The sequence below is a fragment of the Klebsiella sp. I138 genome (assembly GCF_051131765.1).
Classification (GTDB): domain Bacteria; phylum Pseudomonadota; class Gammaproteobacteria; order Enterobacterales; family Enterobacteriaceae; genus Klebsiella.
On record NZ_CP180447.1, the window covers coordinates 1,342,033 to 1,367,153 of the forward strand.

24 protein-coding genes are annotated in these 25,121 nt (G+C 48.9%); 3 read left to right on the forward strand and 21 right to left on the reverse strand.

The annotated features are described in order from the left end of the window. Positions 1 to 4: 4 nt before the first annotated feature. The gene (locus ACMYSK_RS06255; protein WP_434643928.1) at positions 5 to 898 is read right to left on the reverse strand and encodes a dihydrodipicolinate synthase family protein; all 894 of its coding nucleotides are present in this window, start codon (positions 896 to 898) and stop codon (positions 5 to 7) included. 46 nt (positions 899 to 944) lie between these two features. Then, positions 945 to 1,835, reverse strand: a complete 891-nt coding sequence (locus ACMYSK_RS06260; RefSeq protein ID WP_434643931.1) for a DMT family transporter — start codon at positions 1,833 to 1,835, stop codon at positions 945 to 947. Between the two features lie 111 nt (positions 1,836 to 1,946). Between ACMYSK_RS06260 and ACMYSK_RS06265 the strand changes: the two genes are divergently transcribed. The 3 genes from ACMYSK_RS06265 to ACMYSK_RS06275 all read left to right on the forward strand — a co-directional run bounded on the left by ACMYSK_RS06265 (position 1,947) and on the right by ACMYSK_RS06275 (position 4,190). After that, positions 1,947 to 3,281 carry a PLP-dependent aminotransferase family protein gene (locus ACMYSK_RS06265; RefSeq protein WP_434641093.1) on the forward strand — a complete coding sequence of 445 codons (1,335 nt, stop codon included), beginning with the start codon at positions 1,947 to 1,949 and terminating at the stop codon, positions 3,279 to 3,281. Between the two features lie 54 nt (positions 3,282 to 3,335). After that, positions 3,336 to 3,770: a GNAT family N-acetyltransferase gene (locus ACMYSK_RS06270; protein WP_434641095.1), complete on the forward strand. Its 435-nt coding sequence runs from the start codon at positions 3,336 to 3,338 to the stop codon at positions 3,768 to 3,770. An 84-nt stretch (positions 3,771 to 3,854) separates the two neighbouring features. Beyond that, a complete protein-coding gene (locus tag ACMYSK_RS06275) occupies positions 3,855 to 4,190 on the forward strand; it encodes a YcgJ family protein (RefSeq protein ID WP_434643934.1) in 336 nt (111 codons plus the stop codon). Between the two features lie 163 nt (positions 4,191 to 4,353). Here ACMYSK_RS06275 and ACMYSK_RS06280 read toward each other — a convergent pair whose 3' ends face one another. The 19 genes from ACMYSK_RS06280 to ACMYSK_RS06370 all read right to left on the reverse strand — a co-directional run bounded on the left by ACMYSK_RS06280 (position 4,354) and on the right by ACMYSK_RS06370 (position 25,078). After that, positions 4,354 to 5,007: a helix-turn-helix transcriptional regulator gene (locus ACMYSK_RS06280; protein WP_434641096.1), complete on the reverse strand. Its 654-nt coding sequence runs from the start codon at positions 5,005 to 5,007 to the stop codon at positions 4,354 to 4,356. Positions 5,008 to 5,021: 14 nt separating this feature from the next. Further along, positions 5,022 to 5,750: a fimbrial biogenesis chaperone gene (locus ACMYSK_RS06285; RefSeq protein ID WP_434641098.1), complete on the reverse strand. Its 729-nt coding sequence runs from the start codon at positions 5,748 to 5,750 to the stop codon at positions 5,022 to 5,024. 24 nt (positions 5,751 to 5,774) lie between these two features. Beyond that, positions 5,775 to 6,875 (reverse strand): fimbrial protein, encoded by a 1,101-nt coding sequence (locus ACMYSK_RS06290; protein WP_434641100.1) that lies wholly within the window; start codon positions 6,873 to 6,875, stop codon positions 5,775 to 5,777. Positions 6,876 to 6,890: 15 nt separating this feature from the next. Then, the gene (locus ACMYSK_RS06295) at positions 6,891 to 9,437 is read right to left on the reverse strand and encodes a fimbria/pilus outer membrane usher protein (protein ID WP_434641102.1); all 2,547 of its coding nucleotides are present in this window, start codon (positions 9,435 to 9,437) and stop codon (positions 6,891 to 6,893) included. Next, positions 9,406 to 10,161 (reverse strand): fimbria/pilus periplasmic chaperone, encoded by a 756-nt coding sequence (locus ACMYSK_RS06300; protein ID WP_434641104.1) that lies wholly within the window; start codon positions 10,159 to 10,161, stop codon positions 9,406 to 9,408. The genes ACMYSK_RS06295 and ACMYSK_RS06300 overlap by 32 nt, the downstream gene beginning before the upstream one ends. A 59-nt stretch (positions 10,162 to 10,220) precedes the next feature. Next, on the reverse strand, positions 10,221 to 10,778 hold the full coding sequence (locus ACMYSK_RS06305) for a fimbrial protein (protein WP_434641106.1): 558 nt from the start codon (positions 10,776 to 10,778) through the stop codon (positions 10,221 to 10,223). A 2,095-nt stretch (positions 10,779 to 12,873) separates the two neighbouring features. After that, on the reverse strand, positions 12,874 to 13,461 hold the full coding sequence (locus ACMYSK_RS06310; protein WP_434641108.1) for a cupin domain-containing protein: 588 nt from the start codon (positions 13,459 to 13,461) through the stop codon (positions 12,874 to 12,876). A 58-nt stretch (positions 13,462 to 13,519) separates the two neighbouring features. Continuing rightward, positions 13,520 to 14,221, reverse strand: coding sequence for a DUF1989 domain-containing protein (locus ACMYSK_RS06315; RefSeq protein ID WP_434641109.1), 702 nt, complete (start codon positions 14,219 to 14,221; stop codon positions 13,520 to 13,522). Between the two features lie 2 nt (positions 14,222 to 14,223). Beyond that, complete coding sequence (locus ACMYSK_RS06320; protein WP_434641111.1) at positions 14,224 to 15,468, reverse strand: M20 family metallo-hydrolase; 1,245 nt, start codon at positions 15,466 to 15,468, stop codon at positions 14,224 to 14,226. Then, a complete protein-coding gene (locus tag ACMYSK_RS06325) occupies positions 15,468 to 16,253 on the reverse strand; it encodes an amino acid ABC transporter ATP-binding protein (RefSeq protein WP_434643936.1) in 786 nt (261 codons plus the stop codon). Before ACMYSK_RS06325 ends, ACMYSK_RS06320 begins: the two co-directional genes overlap by 1 nt. A gap of 31 nt (positions 16,254 to 16,284) precedes the next feature. Continuing rightward, on the reverse strand, positions 16,285 to 16,926 hold the full coding sequence (locus ACMYSK_RS06330) for an amino acid ABC transporter permease (protein ID WP_434641113.1): 642 nt from the start codon (positions 16,924 to 16,926) through the stop codon (positions 16,285 to 16,287). Then, positions 16,923 to 17,582 carry an amino acid ABC transporter permease gene (locus tag ACMYSK_RS06335; protein WP_434641115.1) on the reverse strand — a complete coding sequence of 220 codons (660 nt, stop codon included), beginning with the start codon at positions 17,580 to 17,582 and terminating at the stop codon, positions 16,923 to 16,925. Before ACMYSK_RS06335 ends, ACMYSK_RS06330 begins: the two co-directional genes overlap by 4 nt. Before the next feature lie 10 nt (positions 17,583 to 17,592). Next, positions 17,593 to 18,438, reverse strand: coding sequence for a transporter substrate-binding domain-containing protein (locus ACMYSK_RS06340; RefSeq protein ID WP_434641117.1), 846 nt, complete (start codon positions 18,436 to 18,438; stop codon positions 17,593 to 17,595). Positions 18,439 to 18,803: 365 nt separating this feature from the next. After that, positions 18,804 to 19,454 carry a helix-turn-helix transcriptional regulator gene (locus tag ACMYSK_RS06345; RefSeq protein WP_434641119.1) on the reverse strand — a complete coding sequence of 217 codons (651 nt, stop codon included), beginning with the start codon at positions 19,452 to 19,454 and terminating at the stop codon, positions 18,804 to 18,806. 58 nt (positions 19,455 to 19,512) lie between these two features. Then, positions 19,513 to 20,052 (reverse strand): fimbrial protein, encoded by a 540-nt coding sequence (locus ACMYSK_RS06350; protein ID WP_434641120.1) that lies wholly within the window; start codon positions 20,050 to 20,052, stop codon positions 19,513 to 19,515. Between the two features lie 45 nt (positions 20,053 to 20,097). Then, entirely contained in the window at positions 20,098 to 20,607 is a 510-nt protein-coding gene (locus tag ACMYSK_RS06355) for a fimbrial protein (protein ID WP_434641122.1), read from the reverse strand. Between the two features lie 56 nt (positions 20,608 to 20,663). Further along, positions 20,664 to 21,671: a hypothetical protein gene (locus ACMYSK_RS06360; RefSeq protein WP_434641123.1), complete on the reverse strand. Its 1,008-nt coding sequence runs from the start codon at positions 21,669 to 21,671 to the stop codon at positions 20,664 to 20,666. Between the two features lie 59 nt (positions 21,672 to 21,730). After that, positions 21,731 to 24,316, reverse strand: coding sequence for a fimbria/pilus outer membrane usher protein (locus tag ACMYSK_RS06365; RefSeq protein WP_434641124.1), 2,586 nt, complete (start codon positions 24,314 to 24,316; stop codon positions 21,731 to 21,733). Between the two features lie 81 nt (positions 24,317 to 24,397). Beyond that, positions 24,398 to 25,078, reverse strand: coding sequence for a fimbrial biogenesis chaperone (locus tag ACMYSK_RS06370; RefSeq protein WP_434641126.1), 681 nt, complete (start codon positions 25,076 to 25,078; stop codon positions 24,398 to 24,400). Positions 25,079 to 25,121: the final 43 nt, after the last annotated feature.

Below are 25,121 nucleotides of genomic sequence, written 5' to 3' on the forward strand. Positions count from 1 at the left end.
CCTTTCATACCCGTAACGGCAAGGTTTCCAGCGTCCCCTGAAGCAATGTGCGCTCCTCACCTGTCAACGTTTGTAGTGGGAAGGGCAAACAAGGAGTGGGTACAGCACCGGTCAGCTCCGCGAGGGTGGCAATCACCCGCAGACTCCCGTGGCGATGATAAAATGGCCACAGTGGTTCAAGCGCTGTATTCAGCCGATATGTTTCGTTTTCATCCCCGAGCAACGCCGCAGTGGACAAAGCAAGGGCGTTGAGGGGGAAAAGACCGGCCAGCACTGAATACCAGATATCACAGCCGGCAAGCATTCCCATAGCGGATCTGGCGTCGCCGCTGATCCCGATTGTAACGCTCTCGGCTACCCGGTTTTTCAGCCTGCTGACGCGCTCCTCCGCACTCTTCCTGTCCGTCGGGAAATCACCGAGTTTAATCGACCCAATGTGGTTCAGGCCGGATAGCGCGATCAACAATTCATCTGTGAACTCAAAACCGGTCGTCGCCGGGTTGTCATAGATGCAAAGCGGAACAGATAATTCACCGGTCACGCGCTCATACAGCCTGAATACCTCATCTAAGCTCAGCTTCTGATAGGCCAGTGGCGCCAGCAAAACGCCCTTTACGCCGGCTTTCTGGGCATCATCGGCCAGGCGCAGCACTTCTTCCGCACTGACGTGGCCAATACTGGTCATGACCGGCGTATCACCCGCCGCCTCTACCGCCAGCTTTGTTGCCCTGAATCGCTGCTCACGCGTCAGGTAAGCATAACTTCCGGTGGAACCCAACGCCCCAATGGAATGTACGCCAGCATCTGCCAGACGCTCTATTAACGCCGTGAATGATTTTTCTTCGATTTCACCCTGCACGAGTGGAGTCAGCGGAAACGCGCACAGCCCTTTAAATATCATCGATTCCTCTTCATACCATGAATACCGGAGTTGAACGTGTGTTTTACCGGGCAAATTTTCGTGAGCCCATTACGCACAAAATAACGCCCAGCGTGATCAGCATCATCAAGGGGTTGACGGCTTCATGCAGCAACGTTGCCGAGAGCGCCAGCCCCAGGAATGGCTGCAATAATTGCAGCTGACCAACGGCGGCGATGCCGCCGATGGCCAATCCTTTGTACCAGAAAATAAAGCCAATCAGCATGCTAAATACTGAGACATATCCCAGCGCTATCCAGGCCGGAGTACGAATTTGAGTTAAAGAATCAGGCAGGGTTATAACTGATGCCGCCAGCATAAAGGGCAGTGAAATAATCAATGCCCAACTGATCACCTGCCAACCGCCCAGAACACGGGTCAGCTTTGCTCCTTCCGCGTAGCCCAGACCACAAACGATGACGGCCGCAAGCATTAGCAAGTCTCCGGTCAGCGATACGTTTCCTCTTTGGGATAACGCAAATCCCATAACCAGCAGGCTCCCCATCAGCGAGAAAAACCAGAAGAGGGGCTTTGGACGTTCACCGCCGCGAATCACGCCAAAAATCGCCGTAGCCAACGGTAACAGACCGAGGAAGACGATGGAATGCGCCGACGTCACGTGCCGTAACGCCATTGCCGTCAGCAACGGGAAGCCCACAATTACACCGAGTGATACGAGTATCAATGGCAAAAGGTGTGCCGCCTGCGGACGTTTTTCACGAAATCCAAAGATGAGCATCATGGCCAGGATTCCGGCTATGGATGCCCGGAGGAACGTCAGAAAGAATGGGTCCATATCGAGTACCGCAATGCGCGTTGCGGGTAACGAACCGCTGAAAATCACCACGCCCAACACACCATTTAGCCAGCCGGCAATAGAGCCCGATTCTGTTTTACACGCTATGAAATTCACCACAATCACCTCAGAGTACGGGAGCGCCCAGGCTTGAGCATCTGTGAGGCCGATGGTAATCTCACGAATCTAATACAATCTAATACAATCAAATTATTGTCATGGATACATTTGATGAAAGCCCGCTATAAAGCCATTGTTGACCGGTTCGCCGCAGTGATTCGCTCTGGTGGTATTGCACCGGGAACGCGTCTGCCGACTCATCGGGAACTGTCCGCAAAGGAGCATATTTCTCTGGCAACGGCGACCCGAGTTTATGCGGAGCTGGATGCGATGGGACTGGTTAGTGGGGAAACCGGGCGAGGGACATTCGTCAGGGAAATTTCGCTGCCGCCTGGTCATGGGATCGACCAGCAATTTGTTGCCGCCGATGTCCTTGATTTGAACTTTAATTATCCGACGTTATCCGGGCAGGGTGATGTATTGCGTGATGCGCTGCGCCGGATTGCCACGGCTGGCGACATTGAATCACATTTACGTTACCAGCCTCATGCCGGCAGACTCAACGAGCGCGAGATTATTGCCGGGCATTTTTCCGGGAACCGCTTTCATCCCGTGGCGGAGAACGTCATTATCGTGAACGGCGCACAACACGGGCTGGCAATTACGGTGATGGGCCTGCTCAGGCCTGGCGATATTGTTGCCGTTGATGCGCTCACCTATCCCGGTTTTAAGGCGCTGGCTGCGTTATTTCATCTCGAACTGATTGCCATTCCGTCACTGGCCGATGGCCCGGACTTTGCCGCACTGAATCGGCTGTGCCAAAAAAGAGATGTGCGCGCGGTATACACCATGCCCACGTTGCATAATCCTCTGGGATGGGTGCTGAGCCAACGGCAGCGAAAAACGCTGGCAGAGATTGCCCGCACTCATGATCTTCTGATTATTGAAGATGCGGCCTATGCTTATCTGGCCAACCGTCCTCCTCCACCGGTGGCTGTTTTTGCACCGGAACGCACCGTCTACATCAGCGGGTTTTCCAAAAATGTAGCTACCGGGCTGAGAGTGGGCGCCGTTATCTGTCCTGAGTTGCATCGTTCCGCGCTGGAAAGAGCGGTGCGGGCAACAACCTGGAATACACCGTCTATTCAGACAACCCTGATATGTAACTGGATTCAGGATGGGACCGTTGCGCGTTTTGAAATGCTGAAACGGCGGGATGCGCGCCACAGACAATCTGTGTTGAGAGAAATGCTAGGGGATATTCCTTGCATCACGCATCCGGGGTCATATTTTGCATGGCTCCCTCTGGCGGATGAGGCAAGGGCGGATCGCATGGTACGGGTACTGATGAACAATAATATTTCTGTTTCAACCGCTGAGCCATTCTGTACGGCCCAGACGGTACCCCAGGCCATCAGAATAGCGCTCGGCTCGGTGAGTATCGAACACTTGCGTAGCGCGCTGGCACAGGTCCGCAAGGCTGTTGAATCAGAACAATACGGTTAGCAAAAAATACGGTCAAGGGTAACAATAATCTGAGCAGTGTTAAGGAGTGTCTTAATGATGGTTCTTCAGGGCAAAGAAGCGCTTAACTCGATTGACTGGTCAGCACTGGCAGAGTTAATCGCCGTCGGCGGGCTGGGGCAACGTGAAACGCAGCTGCTTGAACAGGCTTTTCGTCACAGTACTTTCTGCTGGTTTGGTTTTCACAATGGGCAGCTCGTCGCTGCGGCCAGAGCGATTAGCGATCTGACCTGGTGCAGCTATCTGGCTGATGTGGTCGTGGCGCCGAGCCTACAGGGACAAGGTTATGGTCGGCAGTTAATGCAGCTAATATGCAATGCATTATTACCCTATGGTAAAATTTTTATTTATTCCGTACCGGACAAAACCGGGTTTTACCAGCGTCACGGATTTGAATTACTGACAACGGGTATGGTCTGTTCGAGCGAGGAAAGTATGGCTAAAATGCATGAGCAGGGTTATATCCTGTGATGAACCGGACAGCGTCAGCAACTGTTGATGCGATGCACTTACTAACAGGATTATTCAGTGAATAACAAAACAACGCCTTTTGTCATGACATTCTTTCTGGTTGCTGCGGCAATACCCGCATTTGCAAAACAACCGCCGTCCCTTTTTTCACCAGAAACGCATGTCCTGTGCGACAAGTATATTTGTGCGACGGCTACCGATGGCGTTTCTCGGGCTATGACCGAGAAACATCTGGGTAAGCAAGCAGCGCAGCGACTGAGTTCACAGGGGAAATTTGATCCGACTTCGTTTACCTTTACCGGCGGAACCTTCTGCGATATTAAGGAAAAACTGTGCCGTGAAGACCGATATTATGGCGCAGATGGCAAACACAGTGGTGCGATTTCTGAAAAATATACCCGATTACTGTTCGGTAAATAATATTTAAGCGGGTATGAGTGATAAAAAGTAGGGAGGATGCCGCTAGAATTGAAGTAGCGGCGCCTGATATCTGGTCCCAAAGATAATACCGACGCGCTGGCTGTAACCTTCTGAAAAGGAGGGGATTTTACAAAGAAATAGTACTTAAAATAAATCAGCCGTTTTAAACCGTATGACTGTACTCTTCGTGATTATTGCGCCTGATCCTATTATAAATATAAGGTTGCAGCTGCGCTCCCAACTTACAGGAAAGTTCATTTCGGAGTAGATAGATGACCTTATCACTAACCTTTAGTGCATGGGAAACATCTTTTATGCTCATACCTTCCAGCAGGTGGAAGATCATCTGCTGCTCACGAAGCGTGAAACGAAAATCCTTACACTGTCTTTTTTTATCATGATTAATCGTTGCGGCGCAGTGCATTAAAAATACGCTCATTCGTTCCTTAACTATTCTCGGACTATTATTGCTGGAAATATGCAGAAATGATGTCTGGTCCGGGTTGTACATATCGACAAAAAACAAGACGTTAGTTAGCATAATCCGTTTTGATTCCTGCCATTTTGCGGGCAGAATAATATCGGGTTCAAATTTTTTGCTCCTGGCGCTGTAGATATCAAAAAACCTTAGTGAAAACGGAATGAAATCAATGTATTTATCGATTAAATGAAATGGAATGCCTTCGCCGATATCATTGCGCAGGCTGGACATTTGTAATGACTCTTCAAAAATTGCATTGATGGCAATACCATCATAAACATTTTTGGTGAGGTAGATAAATTTATAGCGCAGACTTGATGCGTTGAAGTCGAGCATGTTTAATTTCCTTATTATTTATTAAAAACATTTCCCACACCGTAATCATCAACCCAGTTAAATGATACTAACTGGGTCCCCAGAGTAGAGTTACTTTTCAAAGGGATACGTATTGATGCATTAGGTAATATCATTCCATTGTCAGGGATGTCTTTTATACGTTGACCGTCATTTAACGTGATATCCAGTAGGGTAAAATGCAAAGGTGATGGGTTAGCCATCTCGATGCAATAATGACTCCCGCATTTCACTGTCGAATACGTCAATCTCTTCACTTCGTTTTCAGGCCTGAGTTTAGCAACATTGGCAGGTCGATAAAATATTTTTATGCGCGTACGAAAGGCGACTTGCAATAAGTTATCATTCCGATTATCTTTTGCATTTGGCTTTGGCGGGACCTCAAGCACATTCAGCCAAAACAATGACTCTTTGTCCGCAGGCAATATGCCTGGGCTACCAACAAACTGGAGCCGTACTTTTCGTGCTTCTTGTGCATTCAACCTGAATACCGGTGGTTGAATGAGAAAGGGCATTTTTATATTTTCAGGTCTCTCCAGAACATCATCGCGATCGGTCCATAATTGCATTAACACTGCGCCATTGCCTTCGTTTTTGACGCTAAATGTTACCTCACGCTCACTTTCATTCAATATGAGACGAGTGTAATTGATATACGTGGCTGAACTGACCATCGGGCAGTACGTAAGCCATAACACAATAAATGCCAGAACGAATTTAATCATAGCGTCAGTTCCAGTCAAACCATATCACTTATAGCTTAAAGTAAATGTTGCCGCCCCGGTAATTGTCCCGGAAGATACCGTGTTATCCGTTTGATATAACCCGGCACGTAATGGAACTGTGTACGTGGCATTGTTTTTGGTTGAGTCATAATCAGTCAGTAAATAAGATGTATTAAATGACAACGGGATATTCTGGTTATTGAGTAATTGAATACCCACGCCGCTCGCACTGGTGGCCTGCGTTGTGTTTAAAGCAAATACGCCCATTGAATTATCGATAATAGCGGTTGTCGGCGTAAATAAATAACTAATACTGGCTAATCCCGCCGGACATTGCGTAAATACCAGATCAAAATCAGTTCTCGCGGTGGTGTAGCCAACACCGGTAAATTCGCTACGACTGACCGATGGTAAATTAACCGTGACATCTGAGGTAGTACAGGTTCCCCCGGTGGTGGAGATGTTTAAACCGCCGGATTTAAATTCGGCAATCATGTAAGTTCCGGAGCCTGCGAAGCTTGATGCCCCATAGGTTTGATAATGACGCATATAAATAGGATCAAAAATACCCGTTGTTCCAGCAGTTAAGGTTGTTGCCGTTTTTACAAATCGAATTTGCACGTCTACGCCGATGTTCCAGGTCGGATTACTACTGTCATAACTGACATTATATGAAGGCCCCGGAGTTTCATATATGCCAGGTACAGTACCGGTCAGTGGAAACCAGTCGCTGGTTTGCCCTTTGATGGTGTAGCGCCAGCGCAGAATATAACCCAGGCCGGCTTTTACTACCGTGTTATAAATTGTATAGGTTTGCCCATCAACCTGGGTGCTTCCTGTCGCTGCATATGGCGGATCGCCTTGCGCCGTCATCGCCACGGTATATCCCTGGTAGGAGGTGACGTGTTTGCATGTCCAGGCCGTTGGGTTAGAAGATGTGAGCCATCCACCTAATAAATCGCCCACCTGCGCATCTTTCCCGACCTCCACGGTGGCTGAGCTGAAATATTGATAGTAACCGTTAGTCCGATCGCAGTTCACCCACGTACCGTCTGCCTTAGCATACCCACACAGCCCAATAAAAGTGAGCAAACACAAGCCTATTACCCGTATCATTTTGTTCATATTCCTGTGCTCCATTTATTGGCAGACCGCGTTAATCAGTGGCATATCATTTATTGATGTAGTCCGTTTAAGCGGTATCTGATAATGAAATGAACAGCGCTGGCTGCCATTATTACCCCACTGGACATATAACCGGCCTGATTCATTTTTCACGCGCACAAAACCCTGACCACCCTGGGTGATATATCCGACGTTATTGTTAGTCTCATCGAAAATAGAGGAACCGAAAGGCAAAACCTCGCCACCATGACTGATATTCAGAAGCGCTGAATGGCCGATGTCGGTCTTATATTTCATCAGGACCACGGCACCTGCCGTTGGTACACTATTCTGGCTGGTAACATCCAGTGAGACGTCATTTGAAAGACCTTTGGGGTCAAGCTCTATCGTATTCTGGCGATATGGCGTCAGGTAGGGGACGGCTGCCTTGCCGCTGTTATCAAGACGCAAGCTGTTGTTGCTGGTAATTTTAGCGCCACCGGCATTTTCAGCCTCAATGACGGCCATCGTATCGCCCATGATAGGTGTGAGGACAATACCATTACGCCAGGCTATCGCGCCGCCCGACATATTCATGCTGTATTGCTGGTAACCATTGCCCGCAGAAAAACTGCCACCCAACGTGCTCCAGGGCGATGTCCAGTTACCGCTGACGCCACCGGTATTTTTGTCGGCACTGTCTTTATAGTGATCAACGCTGGCGAACGCGTTGTAGTTAAATTGACGATCGGTACCTAGCGTGCCGGCAATGGAGTTCTGTAGGCCACGATGATCGCGTTCCTGAACATAGGTGGAGCTCAGATAGGCCGTGCGTGCACTTTCACCCAGCGGCAATGAGATACCGATGGCAATTTTATTATCCCATTTACCGGTGTCCAGATCGCGGGTCCGGTTAGCATTGACGTTGAGAGTAAACTGTTTAAATCCGTTGCTATAACCTATCTGATATTCGGTATCTTGCCCGTTCCTGTTCCAGTAATCTTGAGTACTGGCGCTGATATTAAAGCTGCCCCAGGTATCCGAAAGATTTTGTGCAGCGCTGAGCTGAATGCGGTTTTTCCGGTTAATACTGCTACTGTAATAACCGCTATGAGAACGCTGCTGGGAATCCCGCAAGAGCATTGCGTCATTCATATCGTAGTAGCCCGAACTTGAATAACGATAGCTCGCGAGGGTGATATTGGTATTGGTGACGGGTAATATCTTGGCAAACGATAAACGAATGCTTTGCCCTTCGGCACTGGCCTCGTCATACAGTTTTGTTCGCGCATGCGCAATATCCGCCGATATTGCGCCAATGCCGGTATTCAGGGCAACGCCCACCACCGCCGACTGATAGTCCTGCCCACCCAACAGACCGGTATAACCCGTTATAAGGTTGGTAAAACCATGACGCAGTGTTCCCATCATGATTTCCGGTTCTTCATTGATAGTTGTGTTGTGGTAGCGGCCTCCCATCAGGGAATAGCGCGTGGTCCCCGGGCGTAGCAGTTCAGCAATCGACGCAAAGGTCACGGTGAAACTGTGTTCACTCCCATCGGCTTCTTTAACCGTCACTAATAGATCGCCACCGGTACCCGTAGGGTAGAGATCATCGATGACAAATGGACCCGGTGGAACCGTCGATTCATAAATGCGCATCCCACGCTGGCTAACGCGAACTAAAGCGTTGGTGTTAGCAATGCCGTTAATGAGGGGAGCAAACCCGCGTTGCGAATCGGTATACATCCGGTCGTCAGACATCAACATGACACCGCGAAAAGCGATGCTATCGAAAACTTGTCCATCGGTGGACGATTCGCCAAGAACCAGTTTGCTCTTGAGCGGTACAATAGCGCGCTCCAGGTAGGTATTCGCATTGTCATAATTCCATCCGCGACCGTCGGTCCAGTTAAAAGAGCCGCGATAGCGGAGTCGCCAGACGTCCCAGTTAAATCCGCCTTGTAGGCCCAGATACTGCGTCGAAATAGAATCACTTCCCGACATTTCCGAGTGATAGGCGTTATAGTCATATTGCAGCGTGGCGGCGGTAATGCCATTATCCCAAAGTTCCGGGCTGACATAACCTCGGGCATTGCGTAATAAATAGATTTGAGGTGATTGCACGTTAATTCGCTGCATCGACACATCATAGCTGGCGACCAGATCGGCTGCGATATCCTGAGGCTGTACACAGGCATGCTCTGATTTTAACTTTTCTATTATTTCTGGTTTTAGTTTTTCAATATCAATGCCCAAACTTGAGACTAAATTTAGATCGAAGCAAGGTTTGGCAATGGTTGATTTTTCCTCTGTCATCTTAAAGGTGACATTAGTTCTGCCTTTCCATCGATCATTGACATACAGCTCTACTGAGTATTCGCCTGCGGGTACGGGGTTACCCCGTGAATAAGCGCTGACATCAACGTCTGATCGCATAAAATCCGTATTGAAAATAACATCATCATTTTGTTCGGCATATGCAATCTGAGAAAAAACGATGGAGAATAGAATACATTGTGCAACCTGGGATAAATGAAATAGGGTGCTATTAGTTTTGGGGACTTCGCAGCATCTGTTCATTTTTAGTATTCCCGCCAAAGTCATTAATTACGCTATAAAATAAAGTGAGCCCATATAGGCTATCTGCTCTTTTTTTGGTTAACTGGAGATTAAGTTCTCCTTTAGGTTCGATCATTCTTCTGGGGAATTTTTCAACAGAAGCTACTGCCGGAGAATCTTTTGCCTTGCGAACATCAATGCTGCTAAAGGTAATGAAATAAGGGGAACTGTTTTTAACATTTAACGTATTGCCACGGAGTTCGAAACTGATATTTCTGTAAGCCTCTAATGGCGTTTGCGGTAAGTTGTCCGGGCGATAGAAAAATTTAATCCTGGTGCGAAAAGCGAGCTGTATCAGATTGCTGCCTGATTGAATCATCGTCGTTGGTTTTGGTGGTACTTCAAGCATATTGAACCAATACAGCGTTTCTCTGTCCTGCGGCAGAGCAGGGTTGGCAGCCATAATGCGTAATGCTTGTCCTTTGTTTGGATCAATTCGAATAACCGGTGGCGTAATGATAAAAGGGACTTTGCTTTGTCCAGGCTTTGCTTTTACATCACCATCGTCCATCCATAGCTGCAAAAGATAGGGATTCTTTCCATTGTTTTTCAGTTGTACGATAGATTCTTTATCTTTAGCATTATAAATAATACGTGTCCCATTAATGACGACATCAGCCAGTGCTGAAATAGAAATTAATCCAGTGGCAACAAAAACCATGCTACAGATTGTTTTTTTAAACATGCAAGAACCTCATCATTATAAAAGGGGTAAAGGCCACAGCCTTTACCCCTCGACTGGATTTACTCGTAAATCATTGTGTAATCAACCTGAGTAGTCACTGACCCAGGAATACTTGCACCTGTTGCATAATATTGTGCAAAGTAGTTCAGAGTACCGTTTCCAGTAGCAATGCTTACCGGGATATCATTCTGCCCGTTTGCAACAGAAGCGCCAACAACCAGAGGCTGACGGTCAGCATTCAACAACTGAACTTGCACATTTTGAGCGGTGTCCGCGACGCTGCTGTCGATATTTAAACGGCCAGTATCGCTGTCAGTAAATGCACCAGGTTCAAAGTAGGTCTGCGCGGTATCTAATGACGTACCGGTGCAGCCACTGAGTGAAATATTAAAAGGTGTCATACCTGCTGTTGCACCAGTAGCAGCAAGAGTAGAAGAAGATACGGTAGGCAACGTTACTGTTGCGTCTGCACTACCTCCGTCAACAGAAATGGTACAGGTTGTATCGGTAATTTGCCCATTAATAGTAATAGTGCCATCTACCGCGAAGGCAGATGTCATTACTGCTGATGTCATTACCAGAGCTAATGCTGAAAGAGCATATTTATAGTTACGCATGGAATCCCCTATTTTTATGATGTTGGTGCATGATATATCGACAATACTTTTGGAGATTTATAATCAACCACTCCTTTAAATAAAGAGGTAATACTATCGATGTTGCGTAATGATCATATACAGCCATTACTCAACATGCAATAATAGGAATTTTCAAGTCATTGGCTTTATTTATTTTAAAGTCACTCCTGTGTGTTGGTTTGTGTTTTGATATTTAAAATATATATCAAATTGGATTTTTATATCGGCCTTATCGTATAAAAAAACATAAAGTATTGTAAGTTGTCAGACTTGATCTAAATCAATTTAGACTGATTGCACTAACAATGTTGTAACGGTATCTGTTCGTTTTTGGTACAAAAACAAAACGAAAGAAGTCATGTTATGTATATTTTTATCGCCGATGCGTAATGCGATGGAAAATTCTTTATTCAGTCAACTTCATATTATAAAAAAGCCTTTTATATTAATGCATTGTACTTATACGAACGAAGGCAATCATTTTCATGGGAAATATCTTAATGATCCTGAATAGTTTAATGGTTTGTTAAATTTCAACTTTTCTCGTGATTTACGTCAACAGTGATTTCTCATGAGGAATCCAATTAATGCAACATAATAAACCAGAAGCAAGCTGTGTTTTATTTACAAAAAAACATAATGTCGCTTTTAAATGAAAATGAGCAGCAGGTCACTTAAGCAAAATCGCCTGTTTTATAGGAAAAGTCTTAAGCGCCGTAAGTTTAAAAATTGATTTTGCCGATAATAGAGACACCCGCGCCAGTATCCCGGCAACGGGAAGTGTGAAAAACTGATTAATGTTCTGATAGTTACGCTTCAGATCCTCATGGCAGGCAGATATCCTGTGGCATACCAGAAGAGCAGGGGGATTGGCGCATCAAACCAGTTCTGAACTTTTTGCCGGCTGGTAGCGGATCAAAATCCACGTAGTACGTGTTTTGTGAATTATTATCATTAAACATTGTTGGTCATAAAGTCACTGTGGCGATGAAATGCGTCACTGAGTTGGCTTGATGGTGAGTGATCTCTGGTGATGCTGACAATCTGTTTGAGTTGACGTTCGGCTTTGCGGTTAAACTGAAATATCCTTTATTTAGCCTCAGTTGAAAAGAGTCCATCGCTGAATAATTAATATCGGTCTGGTGTCATTTTATAGACGTTATTGTTTTCACGTTTCCCGATACCAACACCGGTGACAGTGATGATGTTATCGTCAACGCGGTATGTCAGCGCTGCATCCAGCGCCGAGTAACTTTAAGCGTTTGGGTTTTGATCGGCATATCTCTGGCCAGGTAAAATCGTGAGTATCAGCGATACTCTCGTAGAGAAGTGTCGGAAAAGATTCAGAGCGCAGATGATGTGCAACGCACGCGCGACAGACCAGATATCAGGTGGCGGCCGCGACGTTGGTTAAGAGCTGTGTTCACAGTAGCGTTCAAGCAAACGGTAGCTGCGTCTGTCTGAGAACATCAGCAGGATGCAAAACGGATGATATAACGATGGCCATGCAAGTTCAGAAAGATCCTGAACCGGTTTACGTTATTCATCGAGAGACGGTCAGCATTCTTCCTGGTGCTTTGCGGGTTGGGCAAGCCAGAAAGTCAGCACACAACCATGAGCAAAAATAGCCGAATCCTGTCTATCTCCATACAAGTGCGCATAATGTATATTATGTTAAATGCCATTAAAGAGATGCTGAGTTTATCGGTATTCACAGGCCACCTCCAGTCTTGTCCTTCCCACCCGCGCTCTCCTTCTTCCCGATGTACTCTCACCGGTGATTTTCTTCATCAGCGGATTTTTATGACGATAACGGACATGAACAAACCTATCCAACTTTTTTCCCGTCAGCTGTAGCATCCTTGAGTGTTGATAAATGCGACACTTGTCCGCCGCTGTTGCAACCACACGCGTATCTGTTTCACCAGTAATGCCCGGATTTGAGTCAACATTCGATTGCAAAACCACAACACGCCGGCCATTCCGCACCCATCCAATTGAGCCAGCAACCGTTGTACCGTGGTATGTCAGAAACCACACTTTCCGCACCCGAAACGTCCCCGGTTGCAATGGCTCAGAACGTAACTGGAGTATTGACCCAGAGAACTTTGGCTACAACGGTGCCGATATTGCGGTAACCATGCGGAATCTGGCTGGGAAAATAGAACGAGTCACCTTGCTCAAGGAGCCAGACATCATCCCCCAGGCGCAGCTCCAGTTCGCCTTCCAGCACATAGCCTATCTCTTCACCATGGTGCTCAATCAGGCCATCGCTGGCGACGCCGGGTTCGATGATATGAATGTTGCCCTGTAACAAACCACCTTTATGGTGCCAGGTCAGGTTCTCCAGCTCGATGCCCCCTTTTTTACTGCGCTGCAAAAAACGCTTACGGTTTCGCTGCGCAGGCTTCAGTACGGGCTGGTTAGCGGTCCACTCGTCGGCCATCAGGTCGGCAATACTGGTTTCCAGCGCTTTTGCCAGACGGTGCAGCATTGCCAGCGACGGCGAGGCGGCATCATTCTCCAGTTTGGATAGCAGGCTTTCCGAGCATTCCACCTTTTGTGCAAGCTGCTTGAGGGTCATTTCCTGCACCAGACGGGCGTGGCGCAACCGCATTCCCAGCGGAGTTCCGGTAGATTTGATATCTGCGTTTTTTTTCATCTGTCTGCTTCATTAAAACCCGCCAACGGCCTGCATGACGCAGGCCTGGCAAGATAAATCATTCCACAACGGCGAATTGGATTTCTTTCGGTGAGCAGCCGTTAATCGGCACAATGTCCTGCGGGCAAGCGGACATGACGACCACGCAATCCAGCTCCGCTCGAATTTCTACATAATCACCTGCTTTGCTGACGGTTGGCAACCAGGAAATGGAATAATCAGGGTTTACGGGTGTGTTCATCCACAAATTGAGCGGCTGAGGGACTTCACGTGCGCGCAGACCAATCGCATTCAGCGCCATACGCATATTGTCGGCGCAGCTGTCGTGGTATTCCGTAATGCCCATATTGGTATAACGGTACAGATCGCAGGCGGCGATCAATGTGTCGTGCACTCCTGGCGAGGTATCGGTCAGCAGCGTGGCGATGGCGCGGCGTTGGTTGGTCACCAGAACATCGCCTGGCTGCGGGATGATTTTGTCAATAAAGGCACGGGTATGTTCCATGGAAGCAAACTCGCTAAGATCGCTGGTATTGAAAAACCATGTGTCGCACACCTGGCTGCCTGGGGTATTGATGATCTTGATCACCTGCCCTTTTTTCAGCAAAACGGCACGCCCACAGCGCGGAGGAATAGTATACAGCTCGTTTAAAATCGGTGCGCCATCGACTGAAACAGGAGAGTTTGCGGTCGGGTTGATACCCAGGGCATCGCCATTGTCTTTGTCGCAGCAAGTTGGATAGTGTGCAGTTGCAGTCATGATTAAACTCCTTCAAGTGATTGGGATAGCTCGGTCAGTGCGCAGGCCAGCGTTCGGGCTCCTGCTGCCAGTGAGCGAGGATCGGTATATTCAGCCGGGTTGTGGCTAATGCCTTGATGGCTGGGGACAAAAAGCATGCTGGTTGGACAGTGTTCGGCCAGAGACTGGGCGTCGTGAAATGCACCAGACAACAGATCCATATGCGCGATACCCAGCGCATTTCCGGCCGCTTTCAAAACCTGATTGATGCGCGAATCAAAGGTGACCGGCGTTTTATTAAGCAGCGACTCAATCCTCACTTGTTCGCTTGCCAAAGAAGCAATAACCGCATCGAAGTGCGCCAGTTTTTCGGCCGATGGATGGCGATAATCGAGGGTAAAACTCACGCTCGACGGGATGGTGTTGATGGCATTTGGCGTGATCTGCCATCGGCCAAACGTCAGCCGTAACTCCTCATCTGCCGTATCGCCCGTTGCCTTCTCGATGAGCGCAAGCTGTTCGCGTGCCAGGGTCATCGCATCCTGGCGCAGCGCCATCGGCGTGGTCCCCGCGTGTGCCGAAACGCCATGGCAGGTAATCTGATACCAGCGCACGCCCTGAATGCCTTTGACGATGGCCAGCGGCAAGGCGCGACTTTCCAGCACCGGCCCTTGCTCGATATGTAACTCAACGAAGCAGGCCATATTGCGATCCGGACGGAGCGGGATGGCCGCAAAGCGGGCCTGATGGTTTGCCAGCGCATCGCGAAACAAGACCCCATCAACGCCCGTCGCGCCTAGATGTTCGGACAACCTGTCGGGATCGACGAAGGTGCCGGATCCCATCGCCCCCGGCGCAAAGCGGCTACCCTCTTCATTGGTCCAGATGACGACTTCGACCGGGCGTTCAGTAACAACCTGTGCATCATTGAGCGCTTTCAGACACACTAACCCGGCCATCACGCCATAACAGCCATCGTAGTTGCCACCGGACGGTTGTGTATCAATGTGGCTACCGGTAGTGACAGGCGATACCGCCAGTCGTCCCGCACGCCGGAAGAATAAATTTGCCGCAGCATCGCGGTAGACCTCACACCCAAGCTCTCGGGCAAGATCAATAAGCCAGGCCCGAGCATCGAGCTCTACCTCACTCAAAGCCTGACGATCAACGCCGCCATTCTCTAACTTTCCGTATTCTGCAAGCTGTGCTAACAGTTGGTTCAGCCAGTTCTCATCCAGGTAGCGTGCGACCCGTAAGCTCGCTTCCATCATGGTAATTTCTCCAGCTCTTCGGGTTGCAGAGGCCGCCGAAACAGCGGTGCAAGGAAGCTCCTCAGGCGATCGCTTTTCGGCTGCGTAAAAATGTGTCGCGGCGTACCGCTTTCAATAATGTTGCCGTCAGCCATAAATATCAGCCGCGACGAGATATGGGCCGCAAACGCCATCTCATGGGTGACCATCACCATGGTCATGCCCTGCCCGGCGAGATCCCGGATAACGTCCAGCACCTCTTCAACACGTTCCGGATCGAGTGCCGAGGTTGGCTCATCGAGCAGCAATAATTCCGGGTTCAGCGCCAGTGCGCGGGCAATACCCACCCGCTGTTGCTGGCCGCCGGAGAGTCGCACCGGCCAGTCATCTGCTTTTTGCGCCATCCCTACACGCCCCAGTGCAGCCATCGCGGCGGCTTTTGCCGTCTGGCGGGACATTTTTTTACCCAGCACCAGTGGCGCGGCGACATTTTCCTGTACCGTCATATGTGGCCAGAGATTGAACTGCTGGAACACCATCGAGAGCGGCCTGCGCACATCGGCAATGAGGCTGGCGCTATCCGCGTGTGCGAGTCCTCGCTGCGTGCCGGAATAACCGAGCAGCTGCCCTTTAATTAACACCTCGCCTTTGTCGTAGGCTTCGAGAAAATTCATACAGCGTAGCGCGGTGGTCTTTCCGGAGCCGGACGGGCCGATTAGCGTGACTATCTCTCCATGATCGACGCGTAAATTGATGTCATTCAATACCCTATGATTTGCAAATGACTTGCCTACATGGCGCATTTCGAGCACCGGCGCAGATGTGTTGCTCACGTTATTCTCCGGTTCGTAGTCGGTGGCTTAGTGTTTTTATGCTCATACTCACCCCCTGCGCCAGCAGCCAGTAGCTGACGATCAGCAAGGTATAAGGCAGGACATAGCTGTAGGTGTTAGCAACGATCTGAGTTGTTGTCATGGTCAGTTCCGGTACGGTAATGACCGATGCAACCGCACTCTCTTTGATAGTCAGAATGAACTGGTTACCCAGCAGCGGTAGCGCAAATTGAACGGCTTGTGGCGTCTGGATATGCCAGAAACAGCGAATCGTCGAGATGTTGTTCGCCAGTGCCGCCTCCCGCTGACCTGGCGGAATGTTATTCCACGCGGCACGAAAGATTTCCCCAAAATAGGCGGCGCTATAGAGCATCAGCGATAGCAGTGTGGCTTCAATCGCACTCAGCATGATGCCGATGGTCGGCAGGCCAAAGTAGATGACGGCCAACTGTGCGAGAAAGGGTGTGCCACGGATAACCCACACGTAGGTACGCCACAGGTGAAAGGCCAGACCGTGTCTGCCACAGAGTCCATTAAAGGCAAACCCCAACAACATGCCGCCGAACGCGGCGCAAAGGCTTATCCACAGCGTCACGCCCAGGGCCTGAATGTAAGCTGGCAGGTATTGCGTGAGTTCAGTCATCGTTGTTCCCTCTGCCAGTGGCGTTCCGCCTGGCGGCCCAACAGCGCCAGCAGGCTGGTCAGTAGTAAATAGACCAGTGCAACAGCCAGATAGACCTGCAGCGGCTGGTACGTAGATGACGCCAGTTGCTGGCCCACACGCATCAGATCTGTCAATGCAATGACCGACACAACGGCTGAGGCTTTGATCACATCAATCAGTTCAGAAATCAGCGACGGCAGCGTAGCCCGAACGACCTGCGGTACCTGAATACGCCATAACACCTGTCGTGGGCTAAGCCCGCAAATCGCGGCGGCTTCTAGTTGACCTGGGGTGATACTGGCAAAACCGCTTTGCAGAATTTGCGCTTGATAGGCTGCCGTGTTCAGCGTTAATGCCAGCGTGGCGGCCGCAAAGCCGGGAATGTCGAACCCCAACTGCGATGGCAAATAAAAGCAGAGCAGAAGCTGCGCCAGAACCGGGGTGCCGCGAAACAGACTGACCCATACATGGGCCGTCATTCGGTAAATCCGTAACGGGCTTGTCGACATCCGCCATACGCCAATACCCACCATAAAGCCGGCAATCATCGCTGTCAGACACAGCGTTGCGGTGGTGAGCGCTCCCTGAATCAGCATGGGAAGCCAGTGGATAAAGCTCGTTATGAATTCCGTCATCGTTTCCCACTCACAGCGCCGGTACTGGCATTTCTGTTGCCGGAACGGTCATCGTGAAGCCGAACCATTTCTGTTGCAGCGCCTTCATGGTCCCGTCACGATTGGCTTCAATAATCCCGTCGCCGATCAATTTCACCAGAGAGGCACTGTCGGCATCTTTACGCCCTACCCAGCCAAAGAAGGTCTGCGGTCCTATCATTTCCGGCAGTGTGGCAAAAACGCCCGGCCGGGTTTTGATCAACGGACCAAGGTTCGAAAGTGACTGGGCAACGCCATCAAGACGGTGAGATGCCAGGTCGGCATAGGCTTCATCAAACGCAACATACTGTTTGATCTCTTTAATCCCAGGTTTGCCGCTGGCGCGCAGCGCCTGGTCGAAGGATTGCAGAACCTGTAGCTGGCCAGAGCCAGCCTGTGAGCCCACCACTTTGCCGCTCAGGTCATCAGGAGTTTTGATCGCGCTATCCTCTGCTCTTTTGAGCAGTGCAACGGTTGATTCCGCCACCGGAGCGGTGAAGCCGAAGCGTTCAATACGCTGTTTATTGACGGTGACGGCGGTGACCACAAAGTCGAATTTTTTCGCATCAAGCCCCGGCAGGATCCCCTGGAAAGGCAGATCCATCTGTTTCACTTTCACCCCTGGCAATGATTTCGCAAGGATGTGATTCATCAGGTCAACGTCATAGCCAATGATTTTTCCGTTATCAACATATTCAAAAGGGGCGTATCGCGCTTCAGTGGCAACCGAGATCTCTTTTGCTGCTTTAATTCTTTCAAGCAGGTCGGCACTGAAGGCCGTGGAGCAAAAAAGACAGGTGGAGATAAGCACGGGTAAGGCAAAACGATTTAGCGTCATGGCATGGCTCCATTAAAGAGATATGAATTTCATGAAAGTTACTTGAATTTATACAAGCATGAGTCATGCCAATGGCGTTTAAAGGAACGATAAAGTTTTTATCATTATGAAAAATAATATTTATTTTATGCTGGATAACGGGATGTGTTCAGTGCAGGTGCTTTGGGGATGAAAATATGAATGGCTATCATGCACACAAATGGTGCTTTTATTGTTTGAAAAGAGTGCAAAAGCTGGAGTGCTAGTCAATGGTGAACAGGTCATGCCGAATAAAGCAGCCAACCGCGTCTGTCACGGTATAGCTGCTCAGTTTCTCAGATTGCCCGGCAATATGGGATGCATTCAGACAGACTCTGACCTCTTCCTCAGTTGTTCAAGGCTGCCAGTTCAGCACTCACATACCCGCCATTTGTTTTCATAATACTGAGAAGAGCCAACAGCTCACAATTGCTCTTAACATTAAATTTCATCATCAACCGGCGCTTATGTGCGGCGATGGTTTTTGGCGTCAGTTCCAGGTGTCGGGCAATCTGCGCCACATCCTCCCCGACGCAAAAACGATCGACTATTTTCACCTGCTGCGGTGTCAATGTGTCATGACGACACTCCTGGCAGCGTTGTTGCTGCGAGCCTGTCAGGTTACGCTCCTGGCAATTTCCCCACCCCCTGAGAATTAATCTTCCTACTTTTTCAAGAGAATCATTTTTATTAATAAAAATAATATCATTTATACATAATGGCAGGCTTGAACCGTAAGGCGTAGTGACGCCATCATGAATACCAATGATCATGCTGTGTCGTTTTCTGTGCAACAAAATCTTATGGCAAAGGCTGCTTTCACCGGCGGAGAAATGTTTTACAATAATATCCGCCTGCGCAACGCTTTCCTGATTACTGCCAAACTCAAAAACCACTTCACCTGCATGCGTAGGTCGTAACAACTCCCTCAGTAATTGCCCGATTCCCTGGCCGTAGAAGTTGTCTACGCTATTCATCATTACATTCAGTGTGTTCAATTATGAATAACCTTAGCGGTAACATAAGTATTAGCGTTTAAATAATCCAACCGAAATATTACTGATAGGTAAAGTCTATCTGCATCGTGCTGATTATTGTTCCGGGAGTGACATTGCCCGTACTGGTGAACGCGCGTGCTTTAAATGGATAAGAAACCGTGTGTGTCGTGGCATTTATAGTCTGAAGCCATGTGCCCTGCCCTGGATTTACCGATGTATCTGACCAGGCGGCCGAGGCAGGAATAATTTTCACGCCTAACCCTGTCGCTGTTCCGGTGTTAGCAAAAAGCATATTATTCCCCGTGTAAGGGGTGCCAGAAAATGTTGCCAGTGATTTTGTGGTGCTTGCCGGGCAATCTTTTAGTGCCACGGTAAACGCCTGCTCCGTACCGCCATAGACCCCTGCTGATGTCATATCCGTGGCCGGAATATCGCCAAGATTGACGTTCAGGTTAGTATTCGCGGTATCAACATTACAAGGCGATGCAATAACGTTGCCGGTGATATTAACTAATAATGGCGCCGCATTGACACACTGAATACCAGAGGCAATAAACAGCGCACTGATCATTGTTTTTGCTGTAGTGTATTTTCGCATAATTAATCCTTAATATTTCCATAAAGACAGCGGTGATTTTTTATTTCATTGATAGGTAAATGAAACCTGTAATACCGTATTGACGGTTCCCGGCACAGATGTCCTGTCCGTTGCGTACATCCGAGCCAGCAAATTAAATGTTGCTGAACGATCTGACTGCACATTAACCGTGACATTCGGTGCAATCGCTGTGACCATTAGACCGGTATCCGCATTGGCTATCTGCACCGAAATATTAGATGCACTGCCGTCGTTCTTCCATAACCCTGCCGCATACTGGCTCACGGTACCGATGAATACCGCCGTCGCCATATTGATGCTAACCGGGCAACTCTTTAATTTAAAATTGAAAGCGACTAAAGGGGAAACAATTGTCGTATCCAGCGTTGATGTCAATACATTACCAAGATTAACATCAACTGAATTATCCCCATCAACAACACACGGCGTTGCGGCAACCGCACCGCTAAAATCTATCTTTGCATCATAGGCGAATACGCGTCCGATACTGAACACAGAGATGATAAACAGTATTATTCGATATCGTTTTTTCACAGTGACTCCAGCTCCTGTGTAAGGATACTTGCGCTACAGGACATGATAAAAATAAATTAATTATAATAAACCGTAATGGTTATGTTTGTTGCGTAATTGCCGATTGTCGGCGTCGTATTCAAATACGCTAATTTTGTTGTAAATGGCACCGTTGCTGACATAACGCTGGTCATATCCACAAAAGGCGTCACGTTGCTAAAATCTACCGCCTGCCCCGTATTATTGTTAATTAACCCGAGTTTTAATCCATTGCCAAGGTCAAGATTATTTCTATCAGCCAAAGCACTCGATGAAGCATACTGCGCTGTTAATTTGAATGGTGCTGAACAGTCTTTTACTACCGTCGCTGTAAACATCTTATCGGCGGCTGCCGGTTGCCCGGCCACGGCATTGAATGTATTAACGGTATCAAAAACGATACTGGGTGGGCTGACCGTAACGTTCGCCGAACAAGGCATAAAGCGGATCCCTGTCAAGCCACTGTTCGAATAAGTAAAGTTTTCACTGATATTCAACCCCCCTGACCCATCAAGCTGAAATACGGTAACAATATCATAACCCGAATAGTATCCGGTCGTGGCGCCTTTCTTTTTTATAAAAACATTATAGCTAAAGGTAAAATTAACCGGGTAGGTGCTTTTACATATTGCCTCAGTATAATTACATACGGGGATAACAATGGGCAGCGCCACCTGGTATGCATTCATATCAATATTATTACCATTCAGCACAATACCGTACTCAATCCCCGTTGCCAGCGGTAGTCGCAGTGGATTGGGATATAAATAGACATTCTCTGCGGGTCCCCCCCGATCTTTCCAGCAGGTAACATTCATGGTTCTGTTTTCAGAACGCCAGATAACCGTCCCATCTGGCACCGATTGCGGAACGGCAATACTCCCAATTGGTTCAGAGAAACCAAATGAGCCGTTATCGGCAGACTGGCAGCGTAGCGCTAATGCACTGTTAGTCATCAGCATTAACGTGATAATAATAAACAGCGCTGATTTAATATTCCTGAAAAAATTCTTGAGCACGCACTGTATATGTGTTTTTACTTTCATTATCTTCACCAGATAAATTAATACGGTCAGCCATTAAACTGATATGAATAGTATTCCTGTTAGCGACACTGACCGGTTGAGATAACCATCCCGCTCATTGTATCGGGTTCAGGAAGAACATAATCAAGATGGCACGATTGTTTCCCTTCGGTTCCCCACTTCACTTCCAGGGTGCCATCCGGTGCAAGACCGGTTAAATAGACCTGGCCGTTATCACCCACAATAAAGCCCTGAGTATTTTTCTGCGTCGTATCGCTTACCATGGCGCCAAAAGGTACCGGCGTACCGTCCCGGCGTAGCAGGGTCATCATTGCGCGCTGGCCCACGCGGGTGACAAACGTTGCCCGAACGACGGCGCCACGGGTCGGAACAACTTTCTGGTCGGTCAAATCAAGATCGATATGATCCGAAAGTGTTTCAGTATTCAGTTGGATCTGATTACTGCGGTATGGACTGGTAAAAGGCACGATGGCATAGCCGCGCCAGTCGGTCTTCACGCCGGTCTGGTTGGTGATGCCAACCCCGCTTGCACCAGGTGCCTGAACCAGCGCGATGGTTTCGCCCAATGGTTGGCCCATCGTGATGCCGTTTTCATGCACAATCACGCCACCCTGCACACCGTAGTTCACATTCTGACTGTTTCGGTCGTAGGCATAGCCAGCAGTGACTTCCGCGTAGGTTCCGCGGTAGTCGGCATTGATATTGCCCGTATTACCCGTTCCCTGGCTACCGTATCCCTGTTGGATGTTCCAGTTCAGGTTATTATCCGTGAGCGCCGTACCATTTAGCCCAACGGTGTTGGTGGTATGGCCATGTTTACTGGTGTTCAGGTTATTACTGGCAAAAGTCCGTGGTAGAAAACGATCCAGCGGTACGCTGATGTTGAAGCTGAAGACATTGTCACGTTCATATACCCGCTTGCCGCCGCTATCACCGTTACTACTCCGGCTGGCCGTCGAGTTTTCGTTATAGCTATAGTTCAGACCGAAACTGATACTGTTCCAGCTATTGTTATACCCGCCGCCCACCGAGCGCATGGTGCGATTACTGTTCCAGTAATCTTCACTGACCCAGCTAAGCGAAACCGACCCTGCGTTTTGCCAGAGGTTTTGGCTGAGCGTCAACTCACTTCGGTTGCGGCGCCGTTCAACGACCGGCGCCCTGTCACCACCGCGATAGGTATCCATCACCTCTTGCAGACTGTAATACCCATCCGTTGAATAGCGATAGCCGGCAATAGCAAAGTTCGTCCCTGTTTGGATCACGTTCTTACTGTAACGCACCCTCCAGGACTGTCCGTTATCCTGCGGTTTATCCTGCATCGTCGACCATGCCTGGGTGACATCGGTGGAAATTGCGCCAAAGTCACCGAGGTTTTTTCCTACGCCGGCCGCGAGTGATTGATAATTGCTGGCCCACTGACCACCGCCGTATGCCGTCACTCCGGCGGGCAAACCGTAAATCAGCGTCCCCTGGCCAAACGGAGTGTTATCGACCTGACTATCATAGGAACGATATTGCCCACCGGTCAGGCTGTAACGTACTCGCCCTTCGCGTTGCAGCACGGGTAAAGACGCAAATGGCACCACGAATTGCTGCATGCTGCCGTCGGCTTCCTTGATAGTCACCAGTAGATCACCGGACCCACCCGTCGGGTACATATCGGTGATTTCAAAAGCGCCGGGCGCGACATAGCTCTGATAAATGACGTAGCCATTCTGGCGGATCAATACCTGGGCATTGGTACGCGCAATCCCCCTGACGACGGGGGCATAACCCTTCAGACTATCCGGGAGCATGTCGTCGTCAGAAGCCATCTGCCCCCCGCGAAACGGTATACTGTCAAAGACGTCGCTCGGCGAGGAACTGTCGCCCAGCGTTACCAGACTTTTTAACCTGATAACGCTGCGCTGTACGTAGGTATAGACCGTATCCCACTTATCCTGACCGCTGCTGTCACGATTCCAGGTGGTGTAATTTCGTAACCGCCATGGTCCAAGGTTCACGCCCGGCCGAAGGTTGGCGTACTGACTATTGCCATCTCGCGCTTCACTATTGCGTGCATAATTGTTTGAACCGCTCAGGCTATAGTTAAGCAATAATGCCGGGATACCATTATCCCACTGACTCTCGGCAACATACCCGCGCGGTTTTTGTGCAAGCGCGGCTTGTGGAACTCCGATTAATAGCTGTTGGGCACTAAAGCGGAAATTTGCCGATAGTTGTGGAACGGCGCTTAAGTCAGCGCATTTCATTTCCGCGTTGCTCAACCCCGGAAAATTTGCCGTTTTGATTCCCATCTCATTCAATAACGCAACGTTTAGGCAGGGCTGCAAATGTTCATTGCCGCTGGCATCTTTCTGCATATTAAATTCGACGTCGCGGGTATCGAATTGTTGTTCGTTAACATAAATATCAACGCGATACACGCCAGGCTGCTGACCGCCCCCTTCTTCAAATACGCTTAAATCCGTGCTGCCTTGATGCGGGTTACCGATTTCTAAAAGCGCCGGGTTAAAATATTCACGAGCCTGTGCGCTGATTGCTCCTGCACCAAGCGCAAGATGCCCTGCGATTAATAAAGCCAGACGATTTATATTAAAACTATCCGTGTATTTATTATGATTTTTATTGCTATTCATCATATTTCTCCAGGGCTCACGACCGCAGTGACACACCCAGCTTTTACCGCTTTAAGATTAATGTTGCCGTACTGTTGTCGTTATTTATTGCAGTGAGACGTGATGTTCATTACCGATACCGCCGAAATCGCTGATAATTTTCCAGCTCACCGCCCCACCGGTCATTCCCGCGGACAGAGGGAAATTTGCCGTTGTGCCTGGTGCAACGTAGGTGATATCCGGGATGTCTTTCCCACCTATCTTGACACTCTGGAAATTCATATAGAATGGCGTTGGGTTGGTAACCTGCAATTGATTGCCTTTTCGCGACCAGACCAGTTTTTCGGTACTTTCCTCAGGAATACCGCCCAACCCCTGCGGGCGATAAATGAGTTTTATCCGTGTTTTGACAGCAATCTGCAGGGTATTTTTATTCGTTTCTTTCTCGACGGATGGAATAGATTTAATATTTATCCAGTAAAGGGACTCTTTATCCGTAGGCAAATTACCGCCGGCACGCACTACGCGCAGGACGTTATTTTGCCCGCCATCCAGACGAAACAACGGTGGCGTCAGCATAAAGGGGGCTTTCTGAGCGCCACCGTCGACGGTTTCGACCCATACCTGAATCAGATAAGGCGCCTTGTCGGGGTTATTGACGCTCAGTGAAGACTCCTTCTTACCTCCGTCATAGATCAAACGCGTACCACCGACAACCACCCCGGCATAGGATGAGGTGGCAGAAACCAGTAACGCTACCAGCGTCAAACCTGGAATAATTTTCATAAAAAACTCCGATTATTTAAAAAAGAGCCGGACCCATGGCGTT

What these genes read in the sequence shown, in the direction of transcription:
- ACMYSK_RS06330 (WP_434641113.1), bottom strand. Translation starts at nt 16,926, where the DNA reads ATGACTGAACTCACGCAATACCTGCCAGCTTACATTCAGGCCCTGGGC.
- ACMYSK_RS06315 (WP_434641109.1), bottom strand. Translation starts at nt 14,221, where the DNA reads ATGACTGCAACTGCACACTATCCAACTTGCTGCGACAAAGACAATGGC.
- ACMYSK_RS06365 (WP_434641124.1), bottom strand. Translation starts at nt 24,316, where the DNA reads ATGATGAATAGCAATAAAAATCATAATAAATACACGGATAGTTTTAAT.
- ACMYSK_RS06305 (WP_434641106.1), bottom strand. Translation starts at nt 10,778, where the DNA reads ATGCGTAACTATAAATATGCTCTTTCAGCATTAGCTCTGGTAATGACA.
- ACMYSK_RS06275 (WP_434643934.1), top strand. Translation starts at nt 3,855, where the DNA reads ATGACATTCTTTCTGGTTGCTGCGGCAATACCCGCATTTGCAAAACAA.
- ACMYSK_RS06265 (WP_434641093.1), top strand. Translation starts at nt 1,947, where the DNA reads ATGAAAGCCCGCTATAAAGCCATTGTTGACCGGTTCGCCGCAGTGATT.
- ACMYSK_RS06270 (WP_434641095.1), top strand. Translation starts at nt 3,336, where the DNA reads ATGATGGTTCTTCAGGGCAAAGAAGCGCTTAACTCGATTGACTGGTCA.
- ACMYSK_RS06320 (WP_434641111.1), bottom strand. Translation starts at nt 15,468, where the DNA reads ATGGAAGCGAGCTTACGGGTCGCACGCTACCTGGATGAGAACTGGCTG.
- ACMYSK_RS06295 (WP_434641102.1), bottom strand. Translation starts at nt 9,437, where the DNA reads ATGAACAGATGCTGCGAAGTCCCCAAAACTAATAGCACCCTATTTCAT.
- ACMYSK_RS06310 (WP_434641108.1), bottom strand. Translation starts at nt 13,461, where the DNA reads ATGAAAAAAAACGCAGATATCAAATCTACCGGAACTCCGCTGGGAATG.
- ACMYSK_RS06285 (WP_434641098.1), bottom strand. Translation starts at nt 5,750, where the DNA reads ATGATTAAATTCGTTCTGGCATTTATTGTGTTATGGCTTACGTACTGC.
- ACMYSK_RS06280 (WP_434641096.1), bottom strand. Translation starts at nt 5,007, where the DNA reads ATGCTCGACTTCAACGCATCAAGTCTGCGCTATAAATTTATCTACCTC.
- ACMYSK_RS06335 (WP_434641115.1), bottom strand. Translation starts at nt 17,582, where the DNA reads ATGACGGAATTCATAACGAGCTTTATCCACTGGCTTCCCATGCTGATT.
- ACMYSK_RS06360 (WP_434641123.1), bottom strand. Translation starts at nt 21,671, where the DNA reads ATGAAAGTAAAAACACATATACAGTGCGTGCTCAAGAATTTTTTCAGG.
- ACMYSK_RS06290 (WP_434641100.1), bottom strand. Translation starts at nt 6,875, where the DNA reads ATGAACAAAATGATACGGGTAATAGGCTTGTGTTTGCTCACTTTTATT.
- ACMYSK_RS06350 (WP_434641120.1), bottom strand. Translation starts at nt 20,052, where the DNA reads ATGCGAAAATACACTACAGCAAAAACAATGATCAGTGCGCTGTTTATT.
- ACMYSK_RS06370 (WP_434641126.1), bottom strand. Translation starts at nt 25,078, where the DNA reads ATGAAAATTATTCCAGGTTTGACGCTGGTAGCGTTACTGGTTTCTGCC.
- ACMYSK_RS06300 (WP_434641104.1), bottom strand. Translation starts at nt 10,161, where the DNA reads ATGTTTAAAAAAACAATCTGTAGCATGGTTTTTGTTGCCACTGGATTA.
- ACMYSK_RS06340 (WP_434641117.1), bottom strand. Translation starts at nt 18,438, where the DNA reads ATGACGCTAAATCGTTTTGCCTTACCCGTGCTTATCTCCACCTGTCTT.
- ACMYSK_RS06325 (WP_434643936.1), bottom strand. Translation starts at nt 16,253, where the DNA reads ATGCGCCATGTAGGCAAGTCATTTGCAAATCATAGGGTATTGAATGAC.